Source organism: Glaciihabitans sp. GrIS 2.15 (assembly GCF_035984695.1).
GTDB lineage: Bacteria > Actinomycetota > Actinomycetes > Actinomycetales > Microbacteriaceae > Lacisediminihabitans.
Window position 1 is genome coordinate 190,407 of record NZ_JAXCHU010000003.1, and the last position, 24,248, is coordinate 214,654.

Here is a 24,248-nt window from a genome sequence, read left to right on the forward strand (position 1 = left end):
GATTTGCCTGACAGTCACGGTACCCACAAGCAGGGCCTTCGGATCGGGTAATTCGTGGGCCCGTGCTCGAATCGGCTTTTCACTGCGGAATTCCCAGCGAAACCAGCTGTTTCGGGCTGCGGTGCCCCTCTCATTCGGGTTGAGGGGGGCACCATCTCCCCGCCCTTAGTCGAGCGACCCGTAGCCGATGACCCCGGCGTCGAAGGCATCGGCCATTTCTGCCACTCGGATTTCACCCTGCAATCCCCGCAGCGTCGAGCGAAGCGCGCGCTCGGCGTCCAGTCCTCCGGCTTTCGCCGAAGAGACGATGGCGAGGAGCAGGGCCCCGAGCTGCTCCTCATCGGCCACCGGCACCGCCGCCGCTGCATCCGTCTCGAGCACTCCCACTTTCTGCGCGCGACCGATCAGTTTGTCGGCGAGCGCGAGGGAAGGCATGCCCTGCGGAATACCGTCGAGCACGCTCGTGCGGTGCGGCTTCTCTTCCGCCTTGCGCAGGTCCCAGAGGGCCACGACCTCGTCCGAGGTGGCCGCGATCGCATCGCCGAAGACATGGGGATGCCGCCCGATCATCTTCGCGGTCATGTGGGCTGCGACATCTTCGATGGTGAACTCGCCAGCCTCGGCGGCGAGGTCGGAGTGGAAGATCACCTGGTAGAGCACGTCGCCGAGTTCTTCGATCACTTCATCGCGTCGCGTCAGTGGATCGCGACCGCGGGTCTCGATCGCCTCCACCAGCTCGTGGGTCTCTTCGATCAGGTACGGCACGAGCGACTCGTGGGTCTGCTCGCGATCCCACGCACATCCGCCCGGCGCCCGCAGGCGAGCGAGCACGGCGATCAATTCGTCGAGCCTCGGGTGAGACGAAGATTCAGATTCACTCATGCCCCCATCCTGCCTCGTGCAAGGAATCTCGCAGGTGTCCGGGTCAAAATAGAGTGTGCTCTCCCCCGACGACCCGGCTGGCCAAGCCGTGTTGTCGGGTGCACTCGTCGTACTGGTCGCGCTACTCGGGTACCGCGCCGTGCGAAAGGACCGAAACGAATACCAGCGCTTCAAACGATTCGAACGCACCCGCAACCGCCAACGGATGATGCGCAAGTGGCTGCTCGATTCCCTCGCCATGTTCGGCGGTGCCGCGGTGATCATCCTGGTGCTCGCCGGGCAGTTCGTGCCTCTGCTGCAGCGCGAGATGAACCAATCGCCCCTCGGACTGTGGTGGCATTCATTGCTCGCCGACACCGGCGGTTTATTGCCCGGTTTCGCTGTCGGACTCGCGGTCGCCCTCGTCGGCGGCACCATCGCAGCGGTGGTGCTCGCGCGGCGATCCGACTCCGTTCCGACCATTGGCGATATCGGCGCCCTACTCCCCCGCAATCGTCCGGAGCTCGTTCTCGGAGCGCTCCTCTCGGTCAACGCCGGAGTGGTGGAGGAGCTGCTGTTTCGCCTCGCTCTGCCGGCCCTGATCTTCGGCGCGACCGGCAGCGCACTCGCCGCCGTGATCGGCAGCGTGATGCTCTTCGGAGCACTGCACTTCTACCAGAGCTGGCCCGGCATCGTGGGGGCGACCGTAATCGGCGCCATCCTGATGGTGCTCTACCTGGCCACCGGGAGCATACTGGTAGCGATCGTCGCCCACGCGCTCATCGACCTGCGGTCGCTGGTGCTGATTCCGATGCTGGTGTTCCGGGTGCAGCGGGTGCGCGTCTAGGACAGGCGGCGGGCCTTCCCCCACAGCGTTGGTTACGCCCCTAGGTTGGGGTTGTGACCGAAACTCAGACAGTGGCAAGCATCGTGGTCAAAAATGTGGCCCGCGCATTCGGTGAGGTGAAGGCCGTGCGCGATGTCAGTTTCGTCGCCGAACCCGGCACTGTCACCGCACTGATCGGACCCAACGGCTCGGGTAAGACCACCCTGCTCCTCATGCTCGCATCGCTGTTGCGCCCGGATTCCGGCACCATCCGCATCGCTGGGTTCGATCCCGTTGCCGACACTGCCGCGGTGCGATCCCGGCTCGGCTGGATGCCCGACCTGCTCGGATCATGGAGCGCGCTCACCGTGCGAGCCACGCTCGAAACCACCGCGCGGCTCTATCGCATGGATGCGGCTATGGCCGTGGCACGCGCCGAGGAACTCATCTCCCTTGTGGGGCTCGAGCACCTCGCCGCCCAACCGACCCGCGTTCTCTCTCGAGGCCAAAAACAGCGGCTCAGCCTCGCGCGAGCCCTGGTGCACGAGCCGACGGTGCTGCTGCTCGACGAACCCGCGTCGGGACTCGACCCGCAGGCCAGAGTCGAACTTCGCCAGCTTGTTCGCAGGGTCGCCTCCGAAGGCACGGCTGTTCTCATCTCCAGTCACGTGCTCGCTGAGCTCGACGAGATGGCGGATGGCGCGGTGTACCTGCGGCAGGGTGTGACTGCCAGTGCGGAGAGCGTGGAGCGCACCAGGTCAACGGTCCGACCGTGGCGAATCAGGGCGGCGGATCGGGCGGCTCTCGAATCTGCCCTCCTCACCGCCGGAGTGGATGCTTCCGCGATCGTCGTGGACCGGGATGAGTTGCTCGTTCCCCTGCAGGGCGAAACCGCGGCATCCGCTCTGCTCACCACCCTCATCGCCGCGGGGGTCGCAATCAGCACGTTTGCGCCCGCGGTGGGTGACCTCGAACACACCTATCTCGACCTAAACCGAGGCGGCCTCGAATGAACTATTTCTTCTCTGGAGTCGGCGTAATCGTGTCGCTCGAACTGCGCCAGCGCGTACGGGGTCGGGCCTGGTACGTGCTGCTCGGCATCTTTGTGAGCCTCATCGCCCTCGTGACCGTGCTTCTGACGATTGCCCTCGCAGCGACCCGCGAAAATAGTTCCAGCGGAGGAGCAATCTTCTCCACGATCATTTACTTTGTGTTGCTGCTCGGCACCCTGGTCGCGCCCGCCCTCGGTGGCAACGCGATCAATGGCGATCGGGATGCCGGTACTCTCGCCACTACCCAGGTGACGCTCATCACCACGGGACAAATCGTGATCGGTAAGTTCCTGGCCGCGTGGATTACCGCCCTCGGTTTCCTTGCCGTTTCGGTGCCGTTCCTGCTTTACTCAGCACTGCTCGGTGGCCTGAGTGGTGCGGCGATCGCGGTGTCGATTCTCGTGCTCGCGGCAGAACTCGGTGTGGTCTCCGCCATTGGAGTCGGGCTCTCTGGAGTGCTGAATCGCCCGCTCTTCTCGATTGTGGCAACCTACCTCACGGTCGCCGCTCTCAGCATCGGTACGCTCATCGCGTTCGCCCTCGGTGGGCTGGTCGTGCAGACGCCGCAGACCACTACGACATACTCCGGGGCCACGTACGACGAGAACGGCCGAGCAACCGGGTGCGGGGCGGGATCGACCCAGGTTTCACAAGTGCCACGATTCGACTACTTCTGGGGCGTACTGGCAACCAACCCCTATGTTCTGCTCGCGGATGCGGTTCCCACCCATTTCGACTCGCGCGGCAACGTGACCGACCTGTTCGGCAGTGTCAAGGTGGCGGTGCGCATGGTGCAGGTCCCGCCGAAGTCCACTGTCCGTTTCGACGAATGCAGCCGTGATCCGAACTCTGGCTTCAGCAGTGGCGTCAACTCTCCGTCGGCTCGCAAGGTGATCGAATCGACCGTGCCCGGCTGGGCTGTCGGGCTGCTGATCCAACTGGCACTTGCGGCCGCGGCTCTTACCGGCGCGATGGCGCGCACGAGAACTCCGGCGGGCCGGCTGTCGCGGGGCAGCCGCGTCGCTTAGGTATTCTTCCCTAGGAGGCCGCCGCCTCGACCGGTGCCACAGGAGTGCGCGGCATCGCGAATGCGGCAGCGACCGTGGCGATCGCGGCGATCGCCACGGCGATGAACACGGCACCGGATGCCGCTTCCACCGTCGCCGGTACCCTCTCGCTCCCCCCGGTCGCGTGAAAGATCCCGTTGGCGATCGCCCCGAAAATGGCGACGCCGAGGGCGCTGCCGATGGACCGTGAGAACAGGTTGGTGCCCGTGACGACTCCGCGCTGATTCCACTGCACACTGGCCTGCGCAGCGATCAGGCTCGGGGTGGCCACCAGTCCCATGCCGAGTCCGACTACGAAACAGGCCGTGGCCACGAGCGCAATACTCGGGGATTTGCTGGTGAGGGCGAGCACGAGGGAGCCAGCGACGGTGACCGCCATGCCGATCAGCACGGTGTTGCGAAAGCCGATTCGCAGGTATAGCTTGCCCGACTGCGAGGCCGCGATGGGCCATCCGATTGTCAGGGCGGCGAGAGCGAGACCGGCGATGAGCGGCGGGGCTCCGACCGAACGCTCGAGGTAGGTGGGCACGTAGGAGGTGAGCCCGATGAGCACCGCTCCGACTCCCAGCGAGATGAACGCTGTGGTGAGCAGCAGCCGGCGGGAGAAGACCCAGAGCGGCAGCACCGGTTCGGCGGCATACTTTTCAGCCACCACGAATCCGGCAAGCAACAGCGCTCCGATCGTGAAGGCGCCGATGCTCTGCACAGAATTCCAGGCCCAGGCCTGGCCGCCCTCGAGCACGGCGAGAATGATCAGGCTGAGGGATGCCGTGAGCAGGCCGGCGCCGAGATAGTCGACCGTGTGCCTGGTGCGCTCGATCTTCTCGTGGAACACCCGCACGAGCAGTACCAGTGCGAGTATGCAGAGCGGAACGTTCACAAAGAAGATCCAGCGCCAGGACAGGAACTGCGAAAATACTCCACCGAGGGTCGGTCCGACGACGGAAGAGACGGCCCAGACGCTCGCCAGATAGCCCTGAGTCTTGGCGCGCTCGGCAACCGTGTAGATGTCTCCTGCGATCGTGATGGCCATGGGCTGCACAGCTCCGGCGCCCAGCCCCTGGATGGCGCGGAATGCGATCAGTGCCGGCATGCTCCACGCGAATCCGCAGAGGATCGATCCGAGCAGGAAGAGTCCGACTCCAATGAGGATGATCGGTTTGCGTCCAAGGGTGTCCGACAGTTTCGCGTAGACCGGCACCGACACGGCCTGGGCGAGCAGGTAGATCGAGAACAACCAGGGGAATGCCGAGAACCCGCCGATATCCCCCACGATCGACGGGACTGCTGTCGCGAGGATTGTGGAATCGATCGCCACCAGTCCGGTCGTCACCATGAGGGTGATGAGAATGGGGCCACGCTCGGACCGGAATCCTACGTCGAGTGCATTGGAAGGCGAAGTCACGAGTAGTGCAAGCGCAGCACGGTGCGCTGCATTCCCATCGGCGTACACTCGGCGCCATGTCACCCTCCCGCTCCTCTCGCGCGTCCGCAACGGGCCGCTCCGCATCCGATGTTGCCGCTCAGGCGAAGAACAGCCCCGCGCTCTCCCTGTTGGCCCGCACGGGCTATGCCGTCAACGGCATCCTGCACATCCTCATCGGGGGCATCGCCATCGGGGTCGCGTCGGGGGCCGGGACCGGATCCGGAGCGGACCAGTCTGGCGCTCTCGGCGCACTCGCCTCTGCTCCCGGAGGGGTGTTCGTGCTCTGGGTCATCGTCGTTGGGCTTGCTGCACTCGGTATCTGGCAGCTTCTCTCGGCGGCGCTCGTGCGCGATCCGGATGCCACCAAACGTGCCGCCCACATCGCCGGCGAGTTGGGGAAGGGAGTCGCTTATCTGGCGATCGCCGTCACCGCACTCACCTTCGCGCTCGGGGGAAGCAGCAATTCCGCCAGCAGCACCAAGAGCTTCAGCGCCACTCTCCTCGCGAGTCCCGGCGGGGTGTTTTTACTCGTCGCTATCGGGCTCGGAGTGCTGGCGATCGGCGTGGTGTTCGTCGTGCGCGGTGTGTGGCAGTCCTTCACCAAGCACATCCGGGTGCCAGCCGGCACCGTCGGCAAGGCCGTTGTCGCACTCGGTGTCGTTGGATACGTGGCCAAGGGCATTGCGGTCGGAGTGGTGGGCATCCTCTTCATCGTGGCGGCGGCGACTGCCGATCCGTCCCAGGCTACCGGACTGGATGGCGCGTTGCGTTCCATGCTCCGATTGCCGTTTGGCGGGGCGATACTCGTTGCGGTGGGCATCGGTGTGATCGCGTACGGGCTGTATTGCTTCGCCCGTGCTCGGCTCGCGAAGCTGTAGGCACTGCGTCATTTCCGAGCACTGCAGGATTTTTGGGACGAAAGCCCCGTGCGCGCCGCTGGCTGCGGTATCAGGATGAGAGTGTCATCCCTCAACGACAGTGTCATCCCTCAAAGACAGTGTCATCCCTCAAAGACAGTGTCATCCCTCAAAGACTGGAGATTCCCATGGCAACCTATGACGTCGCCCACCGCTCGGCCATCGTGACCGGTGCCGGATCGGGTATCGGGCGTGCGATCGCCCTCGAGCTCGCCGCGAACGGCGCTTCGGTGATCGTCGCCGACCTCGCAGATGCGCCATTGACGACTCTTCTCGACGAGATCCGTGCCGCCGGTGGGACCGCTGAGAAGATTGTCGGGGACGTATCCGACCCCGATTTCGCGGTCGCCTGCGTGGCGGACGCCAATGCCCTCGCACCACTGCGCATTGCGGTCAATAACGCGGGTATCGGGGGTGAGCAAAACCTCATTGGTGACTACTCGCTCGACGGCTGGCGCCAGGTGATCGAGGTGAACCTCAACGCCGTCTTTTACGGTCTCAAGGCTCAGTTGCCGTCGATGGCCGAGAACGGCGGCGGATCCATCATCAATATGGCATCCATTCTCGGAAGCGTCGGCTTCCCGACATCCAGCGCCTATGTCACCGCCAAGCACGGCCTCGTGGGACTCACCAAAAACGCCGCCCTCGAGTACGGCGCGAAGAAAGTACGCACCAATGCGGTCGGGCCGGGGTTCATCCACACTCCGCTCGTAGACAGTGCGATGGATGCCGCGACGCTGGACTTTCTGGCCGCCAAGCACGCGTTGGGTCGCCTCGGCACTCCGGAAGAGGTCTCTGCCCTGGTGTGCTTCCTCGCCTCTGACGCCGCCTCGTTCATCTCCGGTAGCTACCACCTCGTCGATGGCGGGTATGTGGCCCAGTAGCGCTCGACGGCTTCGAGTTTGTCGCAGAACGGGTCGCCGACTATTCGGAAGCCGCCGGCGGTGACGAGCGAGCGGATGCCGCCAGCGCTAGATCGAGACCCCACTGTTTCGCGCGGGTGAGCTCGGCCGATACGAGCCGCGTCTCATCCGTGACGAGAAAGTCCTCCGGGGTGGTGATGGCTTCGAGACCCCGTGCGCGCAACAGCCGGGAAATCAGCGGCGCTGCAGCGCCGGTCATCCATCTCGGCATGTTGACGCGGGTATCAAATGCCGCGAAATATCGCGCTGACGTCTCGATGCCAGCCAGCCATTCGCGCACTCCCGTGCCGACGGCATCGACGTCGAGCGGGAGTGCAGCGGATGCAGAAGAGATAGCGGCGCTCCGCGAGTTCGGCCGTGACAAGCCATGAACATGGGTTGGTGCTCCGACGACGAGCAGATCGATAGTGAGAAGAGCTGAGGTCGACGCGTGGTTCACGTTGACGACGGTGACCGGCATCACGTTTTCGATGCCTTGCGCAATGGCGCGAGCGATGCTGTCGGTGTTGCCGTACATCGATTCGTAGACAACGAGAGCGCTCCTTTGCCGGCTCCCGACCGCATCCGTCATTTCCGCCCTTTTCTTAAGTGTTCGGCCTTAACTGATTCGGCCTTAACTGTTCGGCCCTAACTCTTTAGAAATCAGTCTCGATCTGACCGCGCTGCGAACGAGGGGCTAAGGTCCTGTCGATTGTGAGTTGCAAGCCTTGCAGGCCGAGTCCATTGCGCGTGGGCGACCAGCCGATAGAGCCTGCCTGGAAGAACTTCGAGGTGGGCGCGAGGGTGGGCAACCGGTCGCTTGCGAAGATGCCCGTGGCCGCGACATCCGCCAACTGCGGCCGAAGGGCGCTCGGCAGTAGGGTGCTCGGCAGTAGTGTGCGCGCAACCGGGTGCGCGCAACCGCCGGGTCAAGCCGATAGGTGCTGAGAAGGCACCACTCCACGGTGGCAGACAGGGCCGGGATGCGGAATGTCACGCCGTCGCCGCAGTGCTGGCCGTGCTGGCCGTGCAGGCCTGTTGGCTGCTGGGGTCTGGGCTGTCGGCATCTGGGCTGTCGGCGTGTTCGCTATCGGCGTGTTTGCTGTCGGCGTGTTTGCTGTCACCCTTATTGCTACGGATGCTTCGCTGCACGATCCGCTCCAGGTGCACGATGGAACGCCCCCACCGACAGGTGAAGAAAGACGGAAAGCCCGTAAATCGCGAACTTCGTCGCGATTTTGCCTGCCGCTAGTTCGCCGAATTTAACGTCCTGAAGGATCTGTGGGCGGGGCGGGGCGGGGCGGACAGTGAAATTGTCGATGGTTTCCGAGGGCAGCGCGTCAGACCGGTGGTCGCGGTGGTCGCGGTGGTTTGCCGCCGCGGCGAGCAGTGCGTCGGGGATCGATTGTCGAGGGCGGGATGAACCAAGGAACGTCGCCGCGAACTTCGATCATCCAGTTGTTGCGATGAACTTCATGGTGGTGTTTCGAACAGAGCAGTACACCGTTCTGAAGATTGGACGGACCCGAGCGGCCCCACCACACCACGTGGTGGGCTTCCGTATGACTCGGCGGTAGTTGACAGTTGCGCCAGGCGCATCCGCCGAATCTCTCAGCCATCGCGATCTTTTGTGCCCTGCTGAACAATCGCTGCGCTACTCCGAGGTCGAGAATTTCGCTGTCCCCACCGAGAACCATCGGGATGATTTGGGCTTCTGCAGCCAATCGCCTCGCTGTTCCCGCCGAGATCGGCTGCTCGATACCATCGATATTCGCCTCACCGAGCCCGCTGAGCAGGGACTCGAGCGACATCCGCACGACAATGGTGGTTGCGCGGATCGGAATTTCCGTGTTCGTGCAGTCGATGCCGTGCCGGGCGAGCTCGAAGATCGCCTCGGCCCCGAGCTGGGCGATGCTGCGCTGAGTGATGAGCGCGTCATCGGCCGCTGCATCGCCGTTGGCTGCATCGCCGTTGGCTGCATCGTGATTGGCCGCCTCGCCGAGCCCGCCCTGAGGCGCATCGAAACTGGGACGCCGGATGTTGGCTCCGACATGCGAATCGATCGCGGCATCCAGATAGGCCGCACCGATCGGGTCGGCATCGATGATGTACCGCTTCATGCCGTTGGGGCGAATGGTGCGGCGCAGGGAGATCAGAGCCGCAAGGGCTTCCTCCCGGGGCTCAATGCCGTCAACGTCGAGCGCTTCGCGCCACGAGTTCGCCACCCTGCGCACCAGATCGGCCGGGCACTCCCGGGCGAACGCGACGAGTGCATCCTGGGCGGCGAGAAGGTCGGAGGCGTCGGCTCGAGGGGAGGCCTGTGCAAGCGCGGAGATGATGTAGTTCGCGGAGTCCAACGGAATGCTGCCATCGTCGAGCGCGCCTCGCACCACACCGAATTCGATGGGAAGTGGCTGCCCGAGAAGAGTCGAGCGCTGCTCGGTCGCGACCCCGACGCGGTAGTAGCGATGAGCCTCTGCTCGAGAAATGCGGCCAACGTCGACAAGCAGTTCGGCCACACTGCGACTGGACTGCGCCATGTGCGGAGCCGCGATCGCTCGCATTGCCTTCATCATCTCGCCGGCATCCACCGAAAGTCGGGTGATCTTCGCGTCGATGATCCGTCGCTCGGCGAAGGCGCTCTCGAGGTCTTCGAGCATGAGTGATTCGCCCGCATCTCCGCTGCCGAACCCATGATTGAGCCGATTCTGTACCCCAGGAACAGTCCACACGTCAGCCGCGGCCAGCGCGACTTCCGTGGGGTGCTCGAGGGTCAATGTCATGTTCCTATTCTCTCACTCTGCACCTCAAAAGTCTACTAAAATATTGGCTCTGATCAGGTATTTATCTGTTTTTACCTGTGGATAAGTTCGGCCGGGACGCCCTGTGGAGGAGAGGACCGACGGGACCGCAACTCAATACGCGGATGGCGTCCAGATCCGCCGATTCAGACGACGTTTCGCAACACGATTCTCAGTGCGGGGCGAGCGGGGCGGTCACCATAAAGCGGGATCACCACACGAGGCACCACCCCCGAACGGGCGATAGACCAGTTCCCCTCATTCCGCGAGGATAGGTCGAAGAATGAAGCAATGGTCACCAGCCGGGGCGACCATGTTTGGGGGAATGACGATGTCCGCAGGTCACTCGGCTGCCGGCGAGGCCGCCCGATATTTGGCCGAAGCCGAAGCCGCGGAATATGCCTCCGTGAAGGCACGCCAAATGTATCGAAACTACTCCGCCGGAGCTGCCGGGGAACGCACCCTCGCCGACCTGATGGAGCCCCTCGTCGAGCAGGATTACTACGTTCTTGCCGACCGCGCCTGGCCGGGGTCACGCACGGCGAATGTCGACTTCGTCGTGGTCGGGCCGTCTGGTGTCTTCCTCATCGACGCCAAAGCGTGGGGGCAGGTGAGCATCCACAATGGTCGCGTCTTCCAGGGACAGGATGATGTCACGGAAAGATTCGAAAACTTCGGGTCGCTGCGCGAGATCACCGAGGCCACCCTCGCCGATGTGGGAATCGCACCCGGTGAGATCAGGGTTGCGGCGATCTTCATGGGGAAGGGAGGCATGGGGCAAAGAGGCATGGGGGAGGGAGGTTTAGGGAGCGAAGGGCTGCGGGGCGAGGCATCCGGTGTCGATCTGCTGAGTGAGGATCTGGCCATCCGCTATCTGCTCGATCGCGGAACGCGACTTCGACCAGTGCAGATTCATGCCGCTCGTGCCGCGCTTGAGGTGCTTTTTCCCCCGATCGTCGCTCGCGGCCGTGCGGTCGAGCTGACTCTGGTCGAGCCGGTGATCGAGACGACCTACAACGATGCGCTGATCACACTCGAGGAGATCGAGGACGCTCTGCTCTGCAGCATCATGGTGAAACCGATTGAAGAATGGATGGCTTTTCTACACCCCGATCAGGCTCGACTCGCCCGCCGATCGTTCAACGGCCCATCCCGCATTCGTGGTGCTGCTGGCACGGGCAAGACCGTCGTCGGGCTGCATCGCGCCGCATACATCGCCCGCACGAGGCCCGGTACCGTGCTCGTCACCACGTTTGTGCGCACGCTCCCGGCGGTGCTGTCGTCACTGATGCAGCGGATGGCTCCCGAAGTGGTCGATCGCGTCGAATTCTCCGGCATCCACGCGTTTGCACTCAAACTCTTGCGCGAGCGCGGGGTCGGCACTCATCTCGATCCCGCCAAAGCGAGCCTCGCTTTCGAGCACGCTTGGCGAACCACCGGGCTGAATACCGAGCTCGCGCGCATCGACAGCGATAAGGACTATTGGCGAGACGAGATCCTGAGCGTGATCAAGGGGCGTGGCCTCACGAAGTTCGAGCACTATGCCGCCCTCTCGCGGATCGGTCGAAAGCGTGGGCTGAACGGCACCCAGCGGTACGCGGTCTGGCAGCTGCACGGCGCGTACCATTTCGCGCTACGTGAGGCGCAGGTTCACGACTTCGCCGACATCATTCTGCTTGCCGAGCAGTCGTTGAGGAAGACACCGCTCGAGGGCTATAGCGCGGTTGTCGTGGATGAAGCCCAGGATCTTTCCTGTGCCATGATCCGCATGCTGCACAGCATCGCTGGCGACCGACCCGACGGCCTCACTCTCATCGGTGACGGCCAGCAGACGATCTACCCGGGCGGTTATACGCTCGCAGAGGCCAACATCTCGATTGCCGGCCGAGGCGTGATCATGACCAAGAACTACCGCAACACGATCGAGATCGCGGACTTCGCCCTGTCCTTGGTCGCCGGTGACGAGTTCGCCGATATCGAGGGCTCACCCTCCACGGCGGATGTCACCTCAGAGGTGGTGCGGCACGGCGCGCGACCGGAGGTGACGCGCTTCGCCTCGGTTGCCGGTCACGACAGTTCGCTGATCGACCACGTGCGAAGCCTGCTTCTTGCCGGCGTGCACCTTGGGGACATCGGAATTCTCACCCCCACCAATTTCGCCGCCGGCGATGTCAGCAAGGCGCTGGCCGCGGCCGGCCTCAGGTCAATCGAACTGCTCGCCTACGACGGCACGCCCGTCGACGCGATCAAGGTTGGCACCATCAAGCGAGCAAAGGGCCTCGAGTTCAAGCAGGTGCTGGTGGTGCGCACTCCCCCGCGGCTGTTCGAGCCGGCGCCCGTCTCCGAGGACTCAACCAAGACCGAGCGGCGCGAGCTCGACCGGCGGGAGTTGTACGTGGCGATGACCCGGGCGCGGGATGGGTTGTGGGTTGGCGTTGCTTAGGGAGGTCACTAGGTACCGCTTTGACATCGACAGCGCCAACTCCCCCTGACTGGGGAGCGAAATCCTTGACTGTAACTCATAGGGTTGCGTCATGGCCGCTCCGTGGAATACCCAATTGAATTCCTTGACCACGAGGGCCGACCTAGTCGAACAATACGGTGGCAGCCGCTATTCAGGCGGTATTGTGCCCGCCCTCGCTTCGAACAACGTTTTCCTATTTTCGGACCCCTCCGCGGGCGTGAAGTATGGATACAACTTCGACGGGCCCGGGGAAGACGAAAGCTATTTCTATACAGCGCAAGGCACTCTCGGTGACCACGCCGAGACCGGAAATAACGGCGCTGTGCTTGGGCACGTTGCTGCAAGCCGTGACTTGCGGCTCTTTGTTGCAGATGGATATGTAGGCAAGAGCAAGACCAAACTTCAGCGCTACATAGGCCAGTTTCGTGTCGACCCCATGGGGCCGGCTTCGTGGCAGACCGCACCGGACTCCTCCGGAGAAGTTCGGCAAGTACTGATATTTCACCTGCTTCCAGTGGGCGAGACGGCCCTAAAGGAGTCGGATCAAGAAGGTGGCGCCTCACCGGCGCTCTCTGTAGCTCGAATGGTCCCACCGGAAGTCGACGACTCGATATTCTACGAAACCTCGGGCTCAGAGCCCACAACGGCATCGAGACTGGAAAGTGGACTCCTAGAGAGCTTTCGCGCGTGGTTGGGACACCCCTCCTACGCTGTCAAACGCTGGGCAATCCGAGTTCCCGGAGCTCGGTCGCCGCTTCTATCTGATATCTATGACACAACCACAAAGACGTTGTATGAAGCGAAGTCGTCACCGGCGAGGTCAGACGTTCGGATGGCTATTGGTCAGCTTCTTGACTATCAACGCCACATCCCCATCTCGAAACTAGCTTGCTCTCTGTTGCTTCCCTCGCGGCCCATCGATGATCTCGTTGACCTCGCCCATTTCGCGCAAATGGGAGTCACTTTTCGGCAGAGAGATGGATCGTTTGAGAATCTGCCAATTTGAGATTACGACCTCGAAATCTTTCCGGTCGCGTAATGGAAAACTAGCTCGACCCCCGGCTACTCGTATACGTATGCTTCCCCCATGCTGCGAGCGCGAACCCGACGACTGCTCGCCTTTGTGGGCGTGGGGTATGTCACGGCGTGCCTGGTGATCGGATTCTGGCCGTCTCCCGTCGACGCGCCCATCGACGGCTTGCTCGAGCGGGTACTCGTATATCTGCATTTAGTCGGGATTCCGGATGTCGTGGACTATCGGTTCATCGAACGCGGAGCGAACGTGCTGCTGTTCGTGCCGTTGGGGGCGCTGGTTGCAGCGCAGTTGAGTCGGCGGCACTGGTGGATCGTGCTGCTTGCCTGCATCGCGCTCTCGGGCTTCGTCGAACTGGGCCAAGCGCTGCTGCTGCCGAGGCGATTTGCGAGTGGGAGCGACATCCTCACCAATTCGGTGGGAGCGGCCATCGGGGTGGGGATCACGATGCTGTTACGACGGCATAGCGGAAGACTCGACCGGTCGCCTGGCATCGGCGGGCAATAGTCACCGTCAGTTCATTCTCCGTTCTCCTGAACGTCGCGGTGGAGGCCTACCGTGCCGTAAGCGACCGCAGATTGAGCGGCCGACCGTCGAAAGGATCCACCCCCGTGACCTCCAAACATCCGCTCATTCCTCACTATGGGAAGGCGCTCGGCGCCGTGGCCGTGAGTGCTCTCCTCATTGCCGGATCTGCCACCGCACCGGCACTTGCCGACGGAAGCGAGTCCCCCGACTCGGGAGGACACGCTCACTCAAAGCGGGAGCATGTGCTTCTGCTTTCGGTGGACGGGCTGCACCAGAAAGACCTGGACTGGTACGTCAAGGCCCACCCGCAATCAGCGTTCGCAGCCCTCGTCGGGAACGGCACCAGCTACACCCACGCCCAGACTCCGGTGCCGTCGGACTCGTTCCCCGGCATGGTTGGGCAGGTGACCGGCGGCAATCCCGGCACGACCGGCATTTACTACGACGACAGCTACAACCGCGCCCTTCTGCCCGCCGGCACGACGAATTGCGCGAGTGCAGCCCTCGGAGCCGAAGTCGCTTTCACCGAGGACGCCGACAAGAACCCTCACGCCCTGGATGCCGGAGCGGGACTCGCCGGGCTGCCGGGTAGCATCCTCTCCCTCACCGGACACCCGGAGACGTTGCTCAACCCCGCCGCCCTCCCGGTGGACCCGAAGACCTGCACCCCGGTGTATCCGCACCAGTACCTCAAGGTGAACACAATCTTCGAAGTCGCCAAGGCTGCAGGACTCACGACGGCATGGTCTGACAAGCACCCCGCCTACGAGATCCTGAACGGCCCGTCGGGTAAGGGCGTCGACGACCTGTTCACCCCGGAGATCAACAGCGCGGCACCCGCCTCCTACGGCAGTTCCGACTGGACGAAAAACAATCTCGCGACCCAGCAGTACGACGGCTACAAGGTGCAGTCCGTACTCAACGAGATCGGCGGTACCGATCACTCCGGCACGGTGAAGCGACCGGTTCCGGCGATCTTCGGCATGAACTTCCAGAGCGTCTCGACGGCCGAAAAGCTGCCGACCTCAAACGGCCTCACCGGCGGATACCTGGCGGGCGGCGTTGTGCCCGGCCCGCTTCTGAGCAAAGCCCTCGACTATGTGGATGCCTCACTCGGCCGCCTGCAGGCGGCCATCGCCTCTCACGGACTGGCGAAGCAGACCACGATCATCCTCTCGGCAAAGCACGGCCAGTCTCCGACCGATCCCGCAGCCCTGGTGCGCGTTCCTGACGCGCCGATCATCGATGGACTGAACGCCGCCTGGAAGGTCGGTCACCCGACCGCCGCCGATCTCGTGGTCTTCTCGACCAATGACGATGTCATGCAGCTCTGGTTGAGCGATCACTCCACCGGCGCAGCAGCATTCGCGAAAACCTACCTCGCGACCCACTCGGCCGCCGGCAACACCATTGCCGGAACGGCGAAGACCGTGGCGGCATCCGGACTCAGCACGATCTACGCCGGACCTGAGGTTGCTCGGTACTTTGGCACCAGTGAATCGGATGCTCGCTACCCCGACATCTTCGGACTGGTGACCACCGGCGTGGTCTACACCGGCGGAAAGTCGAAGATCGCGGAGCACGGTGGGGCAAGCGCCGACGACCGCGATGTTCCTCTCGTGGTCTCGACGGTCGGCGCCTCCGGCGACCGGGACGACAACCGGTCACGCACCGTCGATTCAGCGGTCGAGACGACTCAAATCGCGCCAACCATCCTGAAACTGCTCGGGCTCGACCCGAAGCAGCTGCAGGCGGTTCGGATCGAAGGAACGCACGTGCTGCCCCGGCACTAGAGCGGTTCGGCCGGGACGGTCGACCCGGATGGTCAGCGGATGAGACGCCACGGTGCGCTCGGATCGCCAGCCCAGGGTCGACCGTCCCGGCAGTCCGGCGCGCGGTGATTTCGCGATCACTCTGTGACGGCGGACTTCAGGGTGAATCAGCGGATCAGTTGCACGTGGGGCACGTCGCGGCATGCGGTATCCGCGGTCCACGCCGTCGCGGTTAAGCGATTCGTCAGCGCCAAACAGAGACGATCTGCGAGCGAGAGTGCAGAACCCGTGACCCACAGCAGCGCCGCGTCCTCGGCATCCGCCTGCGTGACTGGCTCGACCGAAAGCTCGTAGCTCAGGAGCAGCGCACGGGAGATTTGCCAGTCTCCGCCTGCGAAGCGCACCTTCTGTGCCACTTCGCACCAATTGGCCGCGCTGCACACACCCCCAACGAGCAGCTGCTCCCGCACCAGCTCGCTACCCGATTCTCGGCGGAGATAGGCGATCAGCGCAGAGGAGTCAAAGACGTTCACGCGCGATCATCACGTGCAGCGGACGCACGGCGTTCTTCGAGAAGCTGGGCCACGAGGTCTATACCGGCAAGCTGCTTCGCGACAATCGACTCCAGCTCATCACGAGACGCGACAACCACACCGGTAGCACTCTCTATTGCGACAAGAGTGGTGCCCTCTGGCCAACCGCGATTCTGCCGAAGTCGGCTGGGAAGCACGACCCTGCCCCGGTCTCCCACCGTGAAGGCATGCGTACCACTCATGGATAGAAGGTACCACTTCTGGACTCTGGAGAGGCATTAGTTTGGGGGTGCCGCACGCTCGAACGCCCACTCGGGCATGACACCGGTGCACATCATCGACTCGAGCAGCTGCGCCATCGAGTAGGTGGGCGCGATGGCCAGTGCTTCGTCCAGGTGCAGCCCCGCCTGCGTTCCGTGACCGAGCGCCCAGTTGAGCCAGGCGAGCATGCAGAGCAGGGGTGGCCGGTTCACATCCTCGGTGCGCGAGGTGAGCTCGAGCATCAGCGCGAGTGCGCCCTCGATACGGTGCGGATCGGGGCGCGGGCCGATCCCGATCATCAGATTGGCAAGGTCCGCGTCGTCCGGGCCGTCGAATGGCCCCTCCCGTGGATCGCGCTCCCACAGCCGGTCTCCGGCCTCGAGACCGAATGCCCACTGCAGCATCACGAGATCCCGAATCGGCGGCCCCTGAAGTGCGAAAACCAGAAGCGCACCCTCTGCATCGAGCGCGGCGGCATCCCAGGCGAGCGCACCCTCGGCGAAAATGGGGATGTCGCCGAGCACTGTGAACACGCCGGGCGGGGAGTTCCCATCCTGCTCATCGAGCCCAGTGACGAGGTTCTGGTAGGCCGCGAGTCTCTTCGACATTCGTGATCGCTGCGACTTCTCGGCGCGAGGCACGCGATCGGTCATCGTCGCCGGAGTCGGGAACAGTCCGCGCTGGTCAGCGATCGCCCGGGCGACAGTCGACTCGGTAATTTGCGCGAGTGGATGACCGCCGACCGGTACCTCGCTGTCGAAATAGGATGCCCAGCCATCCGCCGCCTGGCAGATCGACTCGCGCACCTCGAAGCCCGAGAGCTGCAGTCGGCGCCCGATCACGTCGGCAAAGTCTGCCTGCGGAATGGCATCACCGCCGCCGAACTCGTCGTCGGTGTAGACGATCACCACCGCAGCATCCACCGCCGGCAGCTTGCAGAACATGCCGACGATGGTGGTCACGACGCGCTTATGCACGACACGATCACCGGATGCCGGGAGGTCAAACCGCATCGCGCCACAGGTGCGTTTGCCGCGGAACGCGACGAGCACGACGCTGTTGCGCGGGAGGAAGCCCACCATCGGTGGCGCCATCGCGAGCAGGTCTGCCGGGCCGTTTGCTTTGAGGATCACTGTCATGCGGCAAGTGTGCCGAGTTGGGAATGGGCGTCAGTGGGCGATTGCGCGATCTGTGGACAAGTGAGTCGGGCGGTTGTGGTGTGGAGAGCGGGACCTATTCGAGATCGAACGCGGCGAGCAGCGCGTCGGTGAGGGCGCGCTCCTGCGAGGGGAGCAGAAAGCCGATCTGTCGGCCTAGTTCCGTCGCTCGAATCGTCTGGACGTTGTCGCACGATATGACGGATTCATGATCCAAGCCGTTGGGGGTGCCGACGATGACTTCCGTCTGTAGTCCGCGTCTCGTGGAGGTAATCGGCGCGACGGTGATCCAGGTCAGGTACGGTCGAACTCCTTCTCGCGTGAGCATTACGACCGGGCGAAGCTTGTCGGTTCCCGCCAGATAAATGGGCCGCATCAGTCGAGTTCAGGGAGATTACGGCTGCTGTATTCCGCGAACTGTATCAACTCAGGATCCTCGCCCAGCCGCTTGAGGATCTCAACGTCCGTGAGCGTTCCCAGCCGCCGCTTCTCGTGTTTCAGCGCACGGGTGACGATGGATGCCCGGCTGGCTTCGTCGCCGCTCGCGACGAGCTCGTCAAGAAAGTCCACCAGGTCGTCAGGCAGTCGCACTGCGATTTGTTTGCTCATCCCCGTACGATACCGACTTGGGATGCGATATGGTACCGTCAGCTCGACCACAACGCCTCTACCCTGCCGGTCTCCCCGAGCGCGATCTTTACTTTTCCCATCAGGTCGCTGTAGATGAGCCACTCGTATTCGTCCACGTCGAGCGTGCGATGCTCGCCAGGGCAGCTGCAGTTGGCCATCTCACCCATGACTTCGATCTCGATGCGCTCGTAGGCGCGCTGGATCATCGCGCGCGTCTGCCCGGTCGCGATGTTGTGCAGTCGGGGTGCGCCGGCACTGCTGAGGCTGACCGGAAAGCTGCGGATGGCCTCGGCAAGGAGCCGGGCCGGCTCGCCCCCGACCAGGGGTTTGGTGTGGGGCTCGGCTGACGGCTGGGGGTGGGGGTTCATGCCGTGACGGTAGCGGTAGTGCGGGGAAAGTGGGAACGTGATGCCGTGCGCTATGGAATGGTCGTGCAGCTGAGGGCTTGTTGAGGAGGGGTCTGGGGTTTACTCGGCGCTTGCGTTTACTCCGGCACCGGGGCTTCTACCTTGAGCTCGGCGCCGAAAATGGCGACCAGCAGCTGGCCGGTCCACTCGATCAGATCCGAGTCGGCGAGCGGAATTCCTTGGCGCACCGGGAGCGGAACCGACACCGAATGGGTCTGGCCAAAGTAGCGGGCACCCGGGAACATCCGCTGCAGCCGGATTTGGATCGAATCCGCGAGCTCCATGGATGCGATCCGCAGGTTGCCACCGGCGGTCACGACCTCCGAGAGGCCGGACTTCTGCGCCATCCGCCGCAAACGCGAGACCGCGATGAGGTTCTGTACCTCGACGGGCGGCTCGCCGTAGCGGTCAGTGAGCTCCTCGAGAACCCGATCGATGGAGTCGGGGGATGCCGTGGGAGAGGCCGCGGTCGACAGCTTCTGGTAGGCCTCGAGCCGCAACCGCTCGCTCTCGACATATTCCTCGGGAATGTGGGCATTGACCGGCAGCTCGAGACGCAGCTCGGTCTGGCCCTCGGCGACATCCCCGCGGAAGGTCGACACCGCCTCGCCGATCATGCGCAGGTAGAGGTCGAAGCCGACACCGGCGATGTGACCGGACTGTTCTCCACCGAGCAAGTTGCCGGCACCGCGGATCTCGAGGTCCTTGAGAGCGACCTGCATTCCGGCGCCGAGCTCGTTGTTCGCGGCGATCGTGGCGAGCCGGTCGTGGGCGACCTCACCGAGGGGCTTATCGGCGTCGTAGAGAAAGTAGGCGTAGGCCCGCTCGCGCCCGCGGCCGACGCGACCGCGCAACTGGTGCAGCTGGCTGAGTCCGTATTTATCGGCCCGGTCGATGATGAGCGTGTTCGCGTTGGCGATGTCGAGCCCGGTCTCGATGATGGTGGTTGAAACGAGCACGTCGAATTTGCGCTCCCAGAAATCCACCATCACCTGCTCGAGCACGTGCTCGGGAAGCTGGCCATGCGCGACAGCGATGCGCGCCTCCGGTACCAGCTCGGCCAGCTGCGAGGCGACCCGACTGATTGACGAAACCCGGTTATGTACAAAGAAGATCTGGCCTTCACGCAGCAACTCGCGGCGAATCGCGGCGCCGACCTGCTTGTCGTTGTACGGACCGACGAAGGTGAGGATCGGATGCCGGTCCTCCGGCGGTGTCGCGAGCGTCGACATCTCGCGGATGCCGGTCACCGCCATCTCCAGCGTGCGCGGGATGGGCGTCGCGCTCATCGCGAGGATGTCCACGTTGGTCTTCAGCTTCTTCAGTGCGTCTTTGTGCTCGACTCCGAAGCGCTGCTCCTCGTCGATGATCACGAGCCCAAGGTCCTTGAGCACGATTCCCGAGCTGAGCAGGCGGTGGGTGCCGATGACGACATCCACCGTGCCATCCGCCATGCCCTCGATCGTCTCCTTCGACTCCTTGTCGGACTGGAAGCGACTGAGCGCGCGCAGATGCACGGGAAAGCCCGCGAAGCGCTCGGCGAAGGTCTCCATATGTTGCTTCACGAGCAGGGTTGTGGGCACCAGCATCACGACCTGCTTGTTATCCTGCACGGCCTTGAAGGCGGCCCGAATGGCGATCTCGGTCTTGCCGTAGCCCACGTCGCCGGAGATGAGTCGGTCCATCGGGATCGGCCGCTCCATGTCGGCCTTGACCTCGTCGATGGTGGTGAGCTGGTCGGGGGTCTCCGCGAACGGGAAGGCCTCCTCGAGCTCGCGCTGCCACGGGGTATCCGGGGGGAAGGCGTGGCCGCGGCTCGCCATGCGGGCCGAGTACAGCTTCACGAGCTCGACGGCGATATCACGCACTGCCTTGCGGGCGCGTCCCTTCTGGGCCGCCCATTCGGATCCACCCATCTTGCTGAGGGCGGGCGCCTCTCCCCCCACATAGCGGGTGAGAAGGTCGAGCTGGTCGGTGGGAACGTAGAGCTTGTCGTTGGGATAGCCGCGCTTCGACGGCGCGTATTCGACCAGCAGGTATTCGCGATTGTTCTTCACCGGGTTGCGCCCCCCGGTGGAGACGGTGCGCTGCACGAGCTCGGCGAATCGCCCGATGCCGTGGGTCTCGTGCACCACGAAATCCCCGGCCTTGAGTTGCAGCGGATCGACGACGTTCTTACGTCGGCTCGCCAGCTTCTTCACCTGACGGGTGTCGTAGCCCGCTGCCCGCCCGTAGAACTCGCTCTCACTCAGCAGTGCGAACTTGATCTCCGGCAACTCGAAGCCGTGCTCGACGGATGCGCAGAGCAGGTACGCGACGCCGGTATCCATCGTGTGCGGTAACTCGTCGACCATGCGCGCGGCGAAGCCATGCTCCCCGAGGGCCTCCACGGCGCGTTCGACCAGACCGTGCCCGGCGGCGACGACCGCGACGGTCCAGCCATCCTTGAGCCGGTCGCCGACATAGTCGATTGCACCGTCGGCCTGGCCCTGGAAGGTGGGAACGGTGGTGGCGCCGATGCGGATGTAGTGGTCGCCGTCGCGAAGTTCGGAGGTCTCTGACGACTCGGTGCCGCTGTCGACACTGCCACCGCTGTCGAAACTGCTGAGCGTCCACCAGTTGCGGGAGCCGGCGGCATCCCGCAGCGCGTTGATGCTGAGGAAGTCGCCCGAATCGAGGTCGATCGGAGCCTCGGCCCCCGCGGTGGCGGCATTCCAGGCGGCACTGAGGAACTCGCGATTGGTCTCGACGAGGCTCACGGCGCGACTCGCGACCCGTTCGGGCGCGAGAACGGCGATCGCGGCATCCGTCGGAAGATAGTGGGTGAGCGGCACGAGACGATCGGCGAGCGCGGGCGCGAGCGACTCCATGCCGTCGACCGGGATGCCCTCGCTGATCTTGGCGAGCATCTGGCTGAGACTCGGAAACTCATGCTGCATCTCGCGGGCGCGCTGCTTCACGGCATCGCTCAGCAACAGCTCGCGGCTCGGCGGCAGCTCGACCATTGGGACCGGCTCCTCCATCGAGCGTTGGTCGGCGACCGAGAACTGGCGGATCTGCTCGACCTCGTCGCCGAAGAACTCCACCCGCCAGGGATGCTCCGCCACCGGCGCGAACACATCGAGGATGCCGCCACGCACCGCGAATTCGCCGCGACGCGTGACCATGTCGACGCGGGAATACGCCAGATCGACGAGCTGGCGGCTGATGCCCGCCAGGTTGTAACCTCGGCCGCCGGCGGTCAGTGCGAGCGGCTCGATGCTGGTGAGATTGTCGGCGAGGGGCTGGAGCGCCGCGCGCACACTCGCGACGACCACGAGATCGCCCGCCGGGGCATCCTGCCAGCGCTGCATGATGCGCAGGGCATGGATGCGCTTGCCGACGGTTTCGGCGCTGGGGCTCAGGCGCTCGTGTGGGAGGGTCTCCCAGGCGGGGAACTCCACGACCTTGGCCTCTGGCATCACGCTGGCAATGGCAGATCGCAGGGACTCGGAATCACGGCCGGTCGCCACGATTGCAAGGAGTGCCTGCGGAGCGTTTGACCTGTCAGCGCGCGACTTCAGCAGTGACGCGAGGAGTGGGGCGCGGAGGCCATCCACGAGAGAGAAGTCCGCACTGCGGGACGCCCAGGAAACGGCGTTTTCGAACGTGTGGGCGTGCAAGAGCGCAGAATTCAAGCCCGAAAGTATCACTCGGGCAAGTGTACTCGTGGGGGATGACAGGCAGCTGCGGGGATCTCGATACGGCACAGGCGCGCCTGCCTGATCAGCGCGCCAGCTCGATCAGCGGAGCGCGCGCGCTCGATCAGCGGAGCGCGCGGGGCCGATCAGCGGAGTGCGCGGCTCGCGCTGCTATTCGGCGGCGGTATGGAAGCGCAGCTGGGCCGCAGTGAGTCCGTCGCGGGCGATGGACTCGACCGCATCCGCGGCATCCGCCAAAAGATTGGGAAGCACGGCGCGCTCGGTGGAGCCGAAGTCGCGCAGCACGAAATCGGCCGCGGACTGCCGACCGGGCGGGCGACCAATACCGACCCGCACCCGGGTGAAGTCCCCCGTACCGATCGCCGAGATGATGTCGCGGATGCCATTGTGGCCGCCGTGCCCGCCACCGAATTTGATCTTGAGCTTGTCGAACGGAATATCCAGCTCGTCATGCACAACGATCAGCTGCGCCGGCTCGATCTTGTAGAAGTTGAGTAGCGAGACGACCGGCCCGCCGGAGAGGTTCATGAAGCTGTTGGGCTTGGCCAGCACGAGCCTCGGACCCTCGAGACCCGAGCGCCCCTCGGCCACGGTCGAGTGTGTCTTGTGCGAACGGAAGGATGCCGAGGCACGGTGCGCGAGGTCGGCAAGGACCATCTGGCCGACATTGTGTCGATTGCTCGCGTAGTCGGGCCCGGGATTGCCGAGCCCGACTACGAGCCACTGAGTGGAGTCCATGGACTGTTACTGCAGTGTGGTGATGAAGGGGTTACTACTCTGCGGCGTCTTCCTCGACGGGGGCTTCCTCAGTCTCCTCGACCTCTGGGATCTCGCCGAGATCCTGCTCCTGCGGGATGCTGATGGCGACGACGAGCGTCTCCGGGTCGGTAACAAGCACCGAACCCTCGGGCAGCGCGACATCCTTCGCGAAGATCTGCGCGCCAGCCTCAAAGCCCTCGACGTCGACGACGACGTTCTGCGGGATGTTGGTGGCGAGAGCCTCGATTGTGATCGACTTGGCATCCAGGTCGATCGAGGTGCCCGCGGCAGGCTCTCCTGTCACGTGAACGGCCACGTCGACCTCGACGCGCTCGCCCTTGCGCAACACGATCAGGTCGATGTGCTCGATGATCTGGCGAAGCGGATCCTTCTGCACGTCTTTCACGAGGGCGAGCTGGTTTGCTCCTCCGTCGAGCTGGAGGTCCAGGATGGCGTTGGCCTTACGAAGCAGCAGCGCAATCTCGTGGGCCGGCAGGCTGATGTGCTTCGGCTCGGTGCCGTGACCGTACACGACTGCAGGCACCTTGCCGGCGGCACGCAGTTTGCGAGCGACGCCCTTGCCGAAGGTGGTGCGCGACTCGGCCGCGATCTTATTGGTGAGCTCTTTGTGAGCTTTTTTCTCAGACATTTTTCTCCTTCGCGGGTGCAACCCGCGTCTATTGGTTTTCACTCGAACGCATCAGCGTGAGGAAAGACTTTGGGGCTGAAAGCAGCCACGTGCCCGATCCACCGCGTCGATAACGGATGCATGACATCCCTCGCCGAAGTACAGCTTGAAATCTTACACGGGTCGCGCCGGTCGCGGGACGGTCGCTGGGGCGTGCGGGGGACCTCCGCGCCGCCGAGTGACACGTGCGCCCGAATTTTCGGGTGCGCGTGTCACTCGGCGGCGCAGAGGCGTCACTCGGGCACGCGGGGCGTCACTCGGGCACGCAGACGTGACACCCGACAACGCGGGTGACATCGGGCAGCGCGCGTGTCACCCGACGGCACACGGGTCACCCCGCGGCACACGTGTCACTCGACGGCGCGGAGGGTCGGATCACTCGACGATCCAAAAACACTGGACTTTCGGACACGATTTAGCAACAATGACCACGAGGAGTTCATAGTCGTCTCCCCGCCGCCAT

General features: G+C 64.0%; 21 protein-coding genes. 8 read left to right on the plus strand and 13 right to left on the minus strand.

The features are described 5' to 3' along the window. Positions 1-165 precede the first annotated feature (165 nt). Positions 166-882: a MazG family protein gene (locus RCH11_RS05540; protein ID WP_327055996.1), complete on the minus strand. Its 717-nt coding sequence runs from the start codon at positions 880-882 to the stop codon at positions 166-168. A 55-nt stretch (positions 883-937) separates the two neighbouring features. On the opposite strand from RCH11_RS05540, the gene RCH11_RS05545 reads away from it, so the two are divergent. The 3 genes from RCH11_RS05545 to RCH11_RS05555 are packed head-to-tail and all read left to right on the plus strand — an operon-like array spanning position 938 to position 3,767. After that, positions 938-1,708, plus strand: a complete 771-nt coding sequence (locus tag RCH11_RS05545; protein ID WP_327055997.1) for a CPBP family intramembrane glutamic endopeptidase — start codon at positions 938-940, stop codon at positions 1,706-1,708. A gap of 53 nt (positions 1,709-1,761) precedes the next feature. Beyond that, positions 1,762-2,700 carry an ABC transporter ATP-binding protein gene (locus RCH11_RS05550; RefSeq protein WP_327055998.1) on the plus strand — a complete coding sequence of 313 codons (939 nt, stop codon included), beginning with the start codon at positions 1,762-1,764 and terminating at the stop codon, positions 2,698-2,700. After that, positions 2,697-3,767: an ABC transporter permease gene (locus RCH11_RS05555; protein ID WP_327055999.1), complete on the plus strand. Its 1,071-nt coding sequence runs from the start codon at positions 2,697-2,699 to the stop codon at positions 3,765-3,767. The genes RCH11_RS05550 and RCH11_RS05555 overlap by 4 nt, the downstream gene beginning before the upstream one ends. A gap of 10 nt (positions 3,768-3,777) precedes the next feature. Here RCH11_RS05555 and RCH11_RS05560 read toward each other — a convergent pair whose 3' ends face one another. Continuing rightward, complete coding sequence (locus tag RCH11_RS05560) at positions 3,778-5,142, minus strand: MFS transporter (protein WP_327056198.1); 1,365 nt, start codon at positions 5,140-5,142, stop codon at positions 3,778-3,780. A 125-nt stretch (positions 5,143-5,267) separates the two neighbouring features. Here RCH11_RS05560 and RCH11_RS05565 point away from each other — a divergent pair, with 125 nt between their 5' ends. Both RCH11_RS05565 and RCH11_RS05570 read left to right on the plus strand, forming a co-directional pair. After that, positions 5,268-6,110, plus strand: a complete 843-nt coding sequence (locus tag RCH11_RS05565) for a DUF1206 domain-containing protein (RefSeq protein ID WP_327056000.1) — start codon at positions 5,268-5,270, stop codon at positions 6,108-6,110. Between the two features lie 167 nt (positions 6,111-6,277). After that, positions 6,278-7,033, plus strand: coding sequence for an SDR family NAD(P)-dependent oxidoreductase (locus RCH11_RS05570; protein ID WP_327056001.1), 756 nt, complete (start codon positions 6,278-6,280; stop codon positions 7,031-7,033). Between the two features lie 40 nt (positions 7,034-7,073). Here RCH11_RS05570 and RCH11_RS05575 read toward each other — a convergent pair whose 3' ends face one another. Next, positions 7,074-7,643: a flavodoxin domain-containing protein gene (locus tag RCH11_RS05575; RefSeq protein WP_327056002.1), complete on the minus strand. Its 570-nt coding sequence runs from the start codon at positions 7,641-7,643 to the stop codon at positions 7,074-7,076. Between the two features lie 748 nt (positions 7,644-8,391). Continuing rightward, positions 8,392-9,834 carry an HNH endonuclease signature motif containing protein gene (locus RCH11_RS05580; protein WP_327056003.1) on the minus strand — a complete coding sequence of 481 codons (1,443 nt, stop codon included), beginning with the start codon at positions 9,832-9,834 and terminating at the stop codon, positions 8,392-8,394. Positions 9,835-10,177: 343 nt separating this feature from the next. On the opposite strand from RCH11_RS05580, the gene RCH11_RS05585 reads away from it, so the two are divergent. The 3 genes from RCH11_RS05585 to RCH11_RS05595 all read left to right on the plus strand — a co-directional run bounded on the left by RCH11_RS05585 (position 10,178) and on the right by RCH11_RS05595 (position 15,670). Then, complete coding sequence (locus RCH11_RS05585; RefSeq protein ID WP_327056004.1) at positions 10,178-12,295, plus strand: nuclease-related domain-containing DEAD/DEAH box helicase; 2,118 nt, start codon at positions 10,178-10,180, stop codon at positions 12,293-12,295. Between the two features lie 1,108 nt (positions 12,296-13,403). Then, positions 13,404-13,856 (plus strand): VanZ family protein, encoded by a 453-nt coding sequence (locus RCH11_RS05590; protein ID WP_327056005.1) that lies wholly within the window; start codon positions 13,404-13,406, stop codon positions 13,854-13,856. A gap of 104 nt (positions 13,857-13,960) precedes the next feature. Then, a complete protein-coding gene (locus RCH11_RS05595) occupies positions 13,961-15,670 on the plus strand; it encodes an alkaline phosphatase family protein (RefSeq protein ID WP_327056006.1) in 1,710 nt (569 codons plus the stop codon). A 146-nt stretch (positions 15,671-15,816) separates the two neighbouring features. Here RCH11_RS05595 and RCH11_RS05600 read toward each other — a convergent pair whose 3' ends face one another. From RCH11_RS05600 to RCH11_RS05640, 9 genes are all read right to left on the minus strand, one after another. Then, positions 15,817-16,182 (minus strand): PIN domain-containing protein, encoded by a 366-nt coding sequence (locus RCH11_RS05600; protein ID WP_327056007.1) that lies wholly within the window; start codon positions 16,180-16,182, stop codon positions 15,817-15,819. Continuing rightward, complete coding sequence (locus RCH11_RS05605) at positions 16,179-16,424, minus strand: AbrB/MazE/SpoVT family DNA-binding domain-containing protein (RefSeq protein WP_327056008.1); 246 nt, start codon at positions 16,422-16,424, stop codon at positions 16,179-16,181. The genes RCH11_RS05600 and RCH11_RS05605 overlap by 4 nt, the downstream gene beginning before the upstream one ends. Before the next feature lie 36 nt (positions 16,425-16,460). Beyond that, positions 16,461-17,582 carry a DUF4192 domain-containing protein gene (locus RCH11_RS05610; protein WP_327056009.1) on the minus strand — a complete coding sequence of 374 codons (1,122 nt, stop codon included), beginning with the start codon at positions 17,580-17,582 and terminating at the stop codon, positions 16,461-16,463. A 94-nt stretch (positions 17,583-17,676) separates the two neighbouring features. Beyond that, positions 17,677-17,976, minus strand: coding sequence for a type II toxin-antitoxin system PemK/MazF family toxin (locus RCH11_RS05615; RefSeq protein WP_327056010.1), 300 nt, complete (start codon positions 17,974-17,976; stop codon positions 17,677-17,679). Further along, entirely contained in the window at positions 17,976-18,209 is a 234-nt protein-coding gene (locus RCH11_RS05620; RefSeq protein WP_327056011.1) for a ribbon-helix-helix protein, CopG family, read from the minus strand. Before RCH11_RS05620 ends, RCH11_RS05615 begins: the two co-directional genes overlap by 1 nt. A gap of 38 nt (positions 18,210-18,247) precedes the next feature. Beyond that, entirely contained in the window at positions 18,248-18,598 is a 351-nt protein-coding gene (locus tag RCH11_RS05625; RefSeq protein WP_327056012.1) for a hypothetical protein, read from the minus strand. A gap of 116 nt (positions 18,599-18,714) precedes the next feature. After that, a complete protein-coding gene (gene mfd / locus RCH11_RS05630) occupies positions 18,715-22,329 on the minus strand; it encodes a transcription-repair coupling factor (RefSeq protein ID WP_327056013.1) in 3,615 nt (1,204 codons plus the stop codon). A 159-nt stretch (positions 22,330-22,488) separates the two neighbouring features. Further along, entirely contained in the window at positions 22,489-23,076 is a 588-nt protein-coding gene (gene pth, locus RCH11_RS05635; RefSeq protein ID WP_327056014.1) for an aminoacyl-tRNA hydrolase, read from the minus strand. 34 nt (positions 23,077-23,110) lie between these two features. Beyond that, positions 23,111-23,746 carry a 50S ribosomal protein L25/general stress protein Ctc gene (locus RCH11_RS05640; protein ID WP_327056015.1) on the minus strand — a complete coding sequence of 212 codons (636 nt, stop codon included), beginning with the start codon at positions 23,744-23,746 and terminating at the stop codon, positions 23,111-23,113. Positions 23,747-24,248 lie beyond the last annotated feature (502 nt).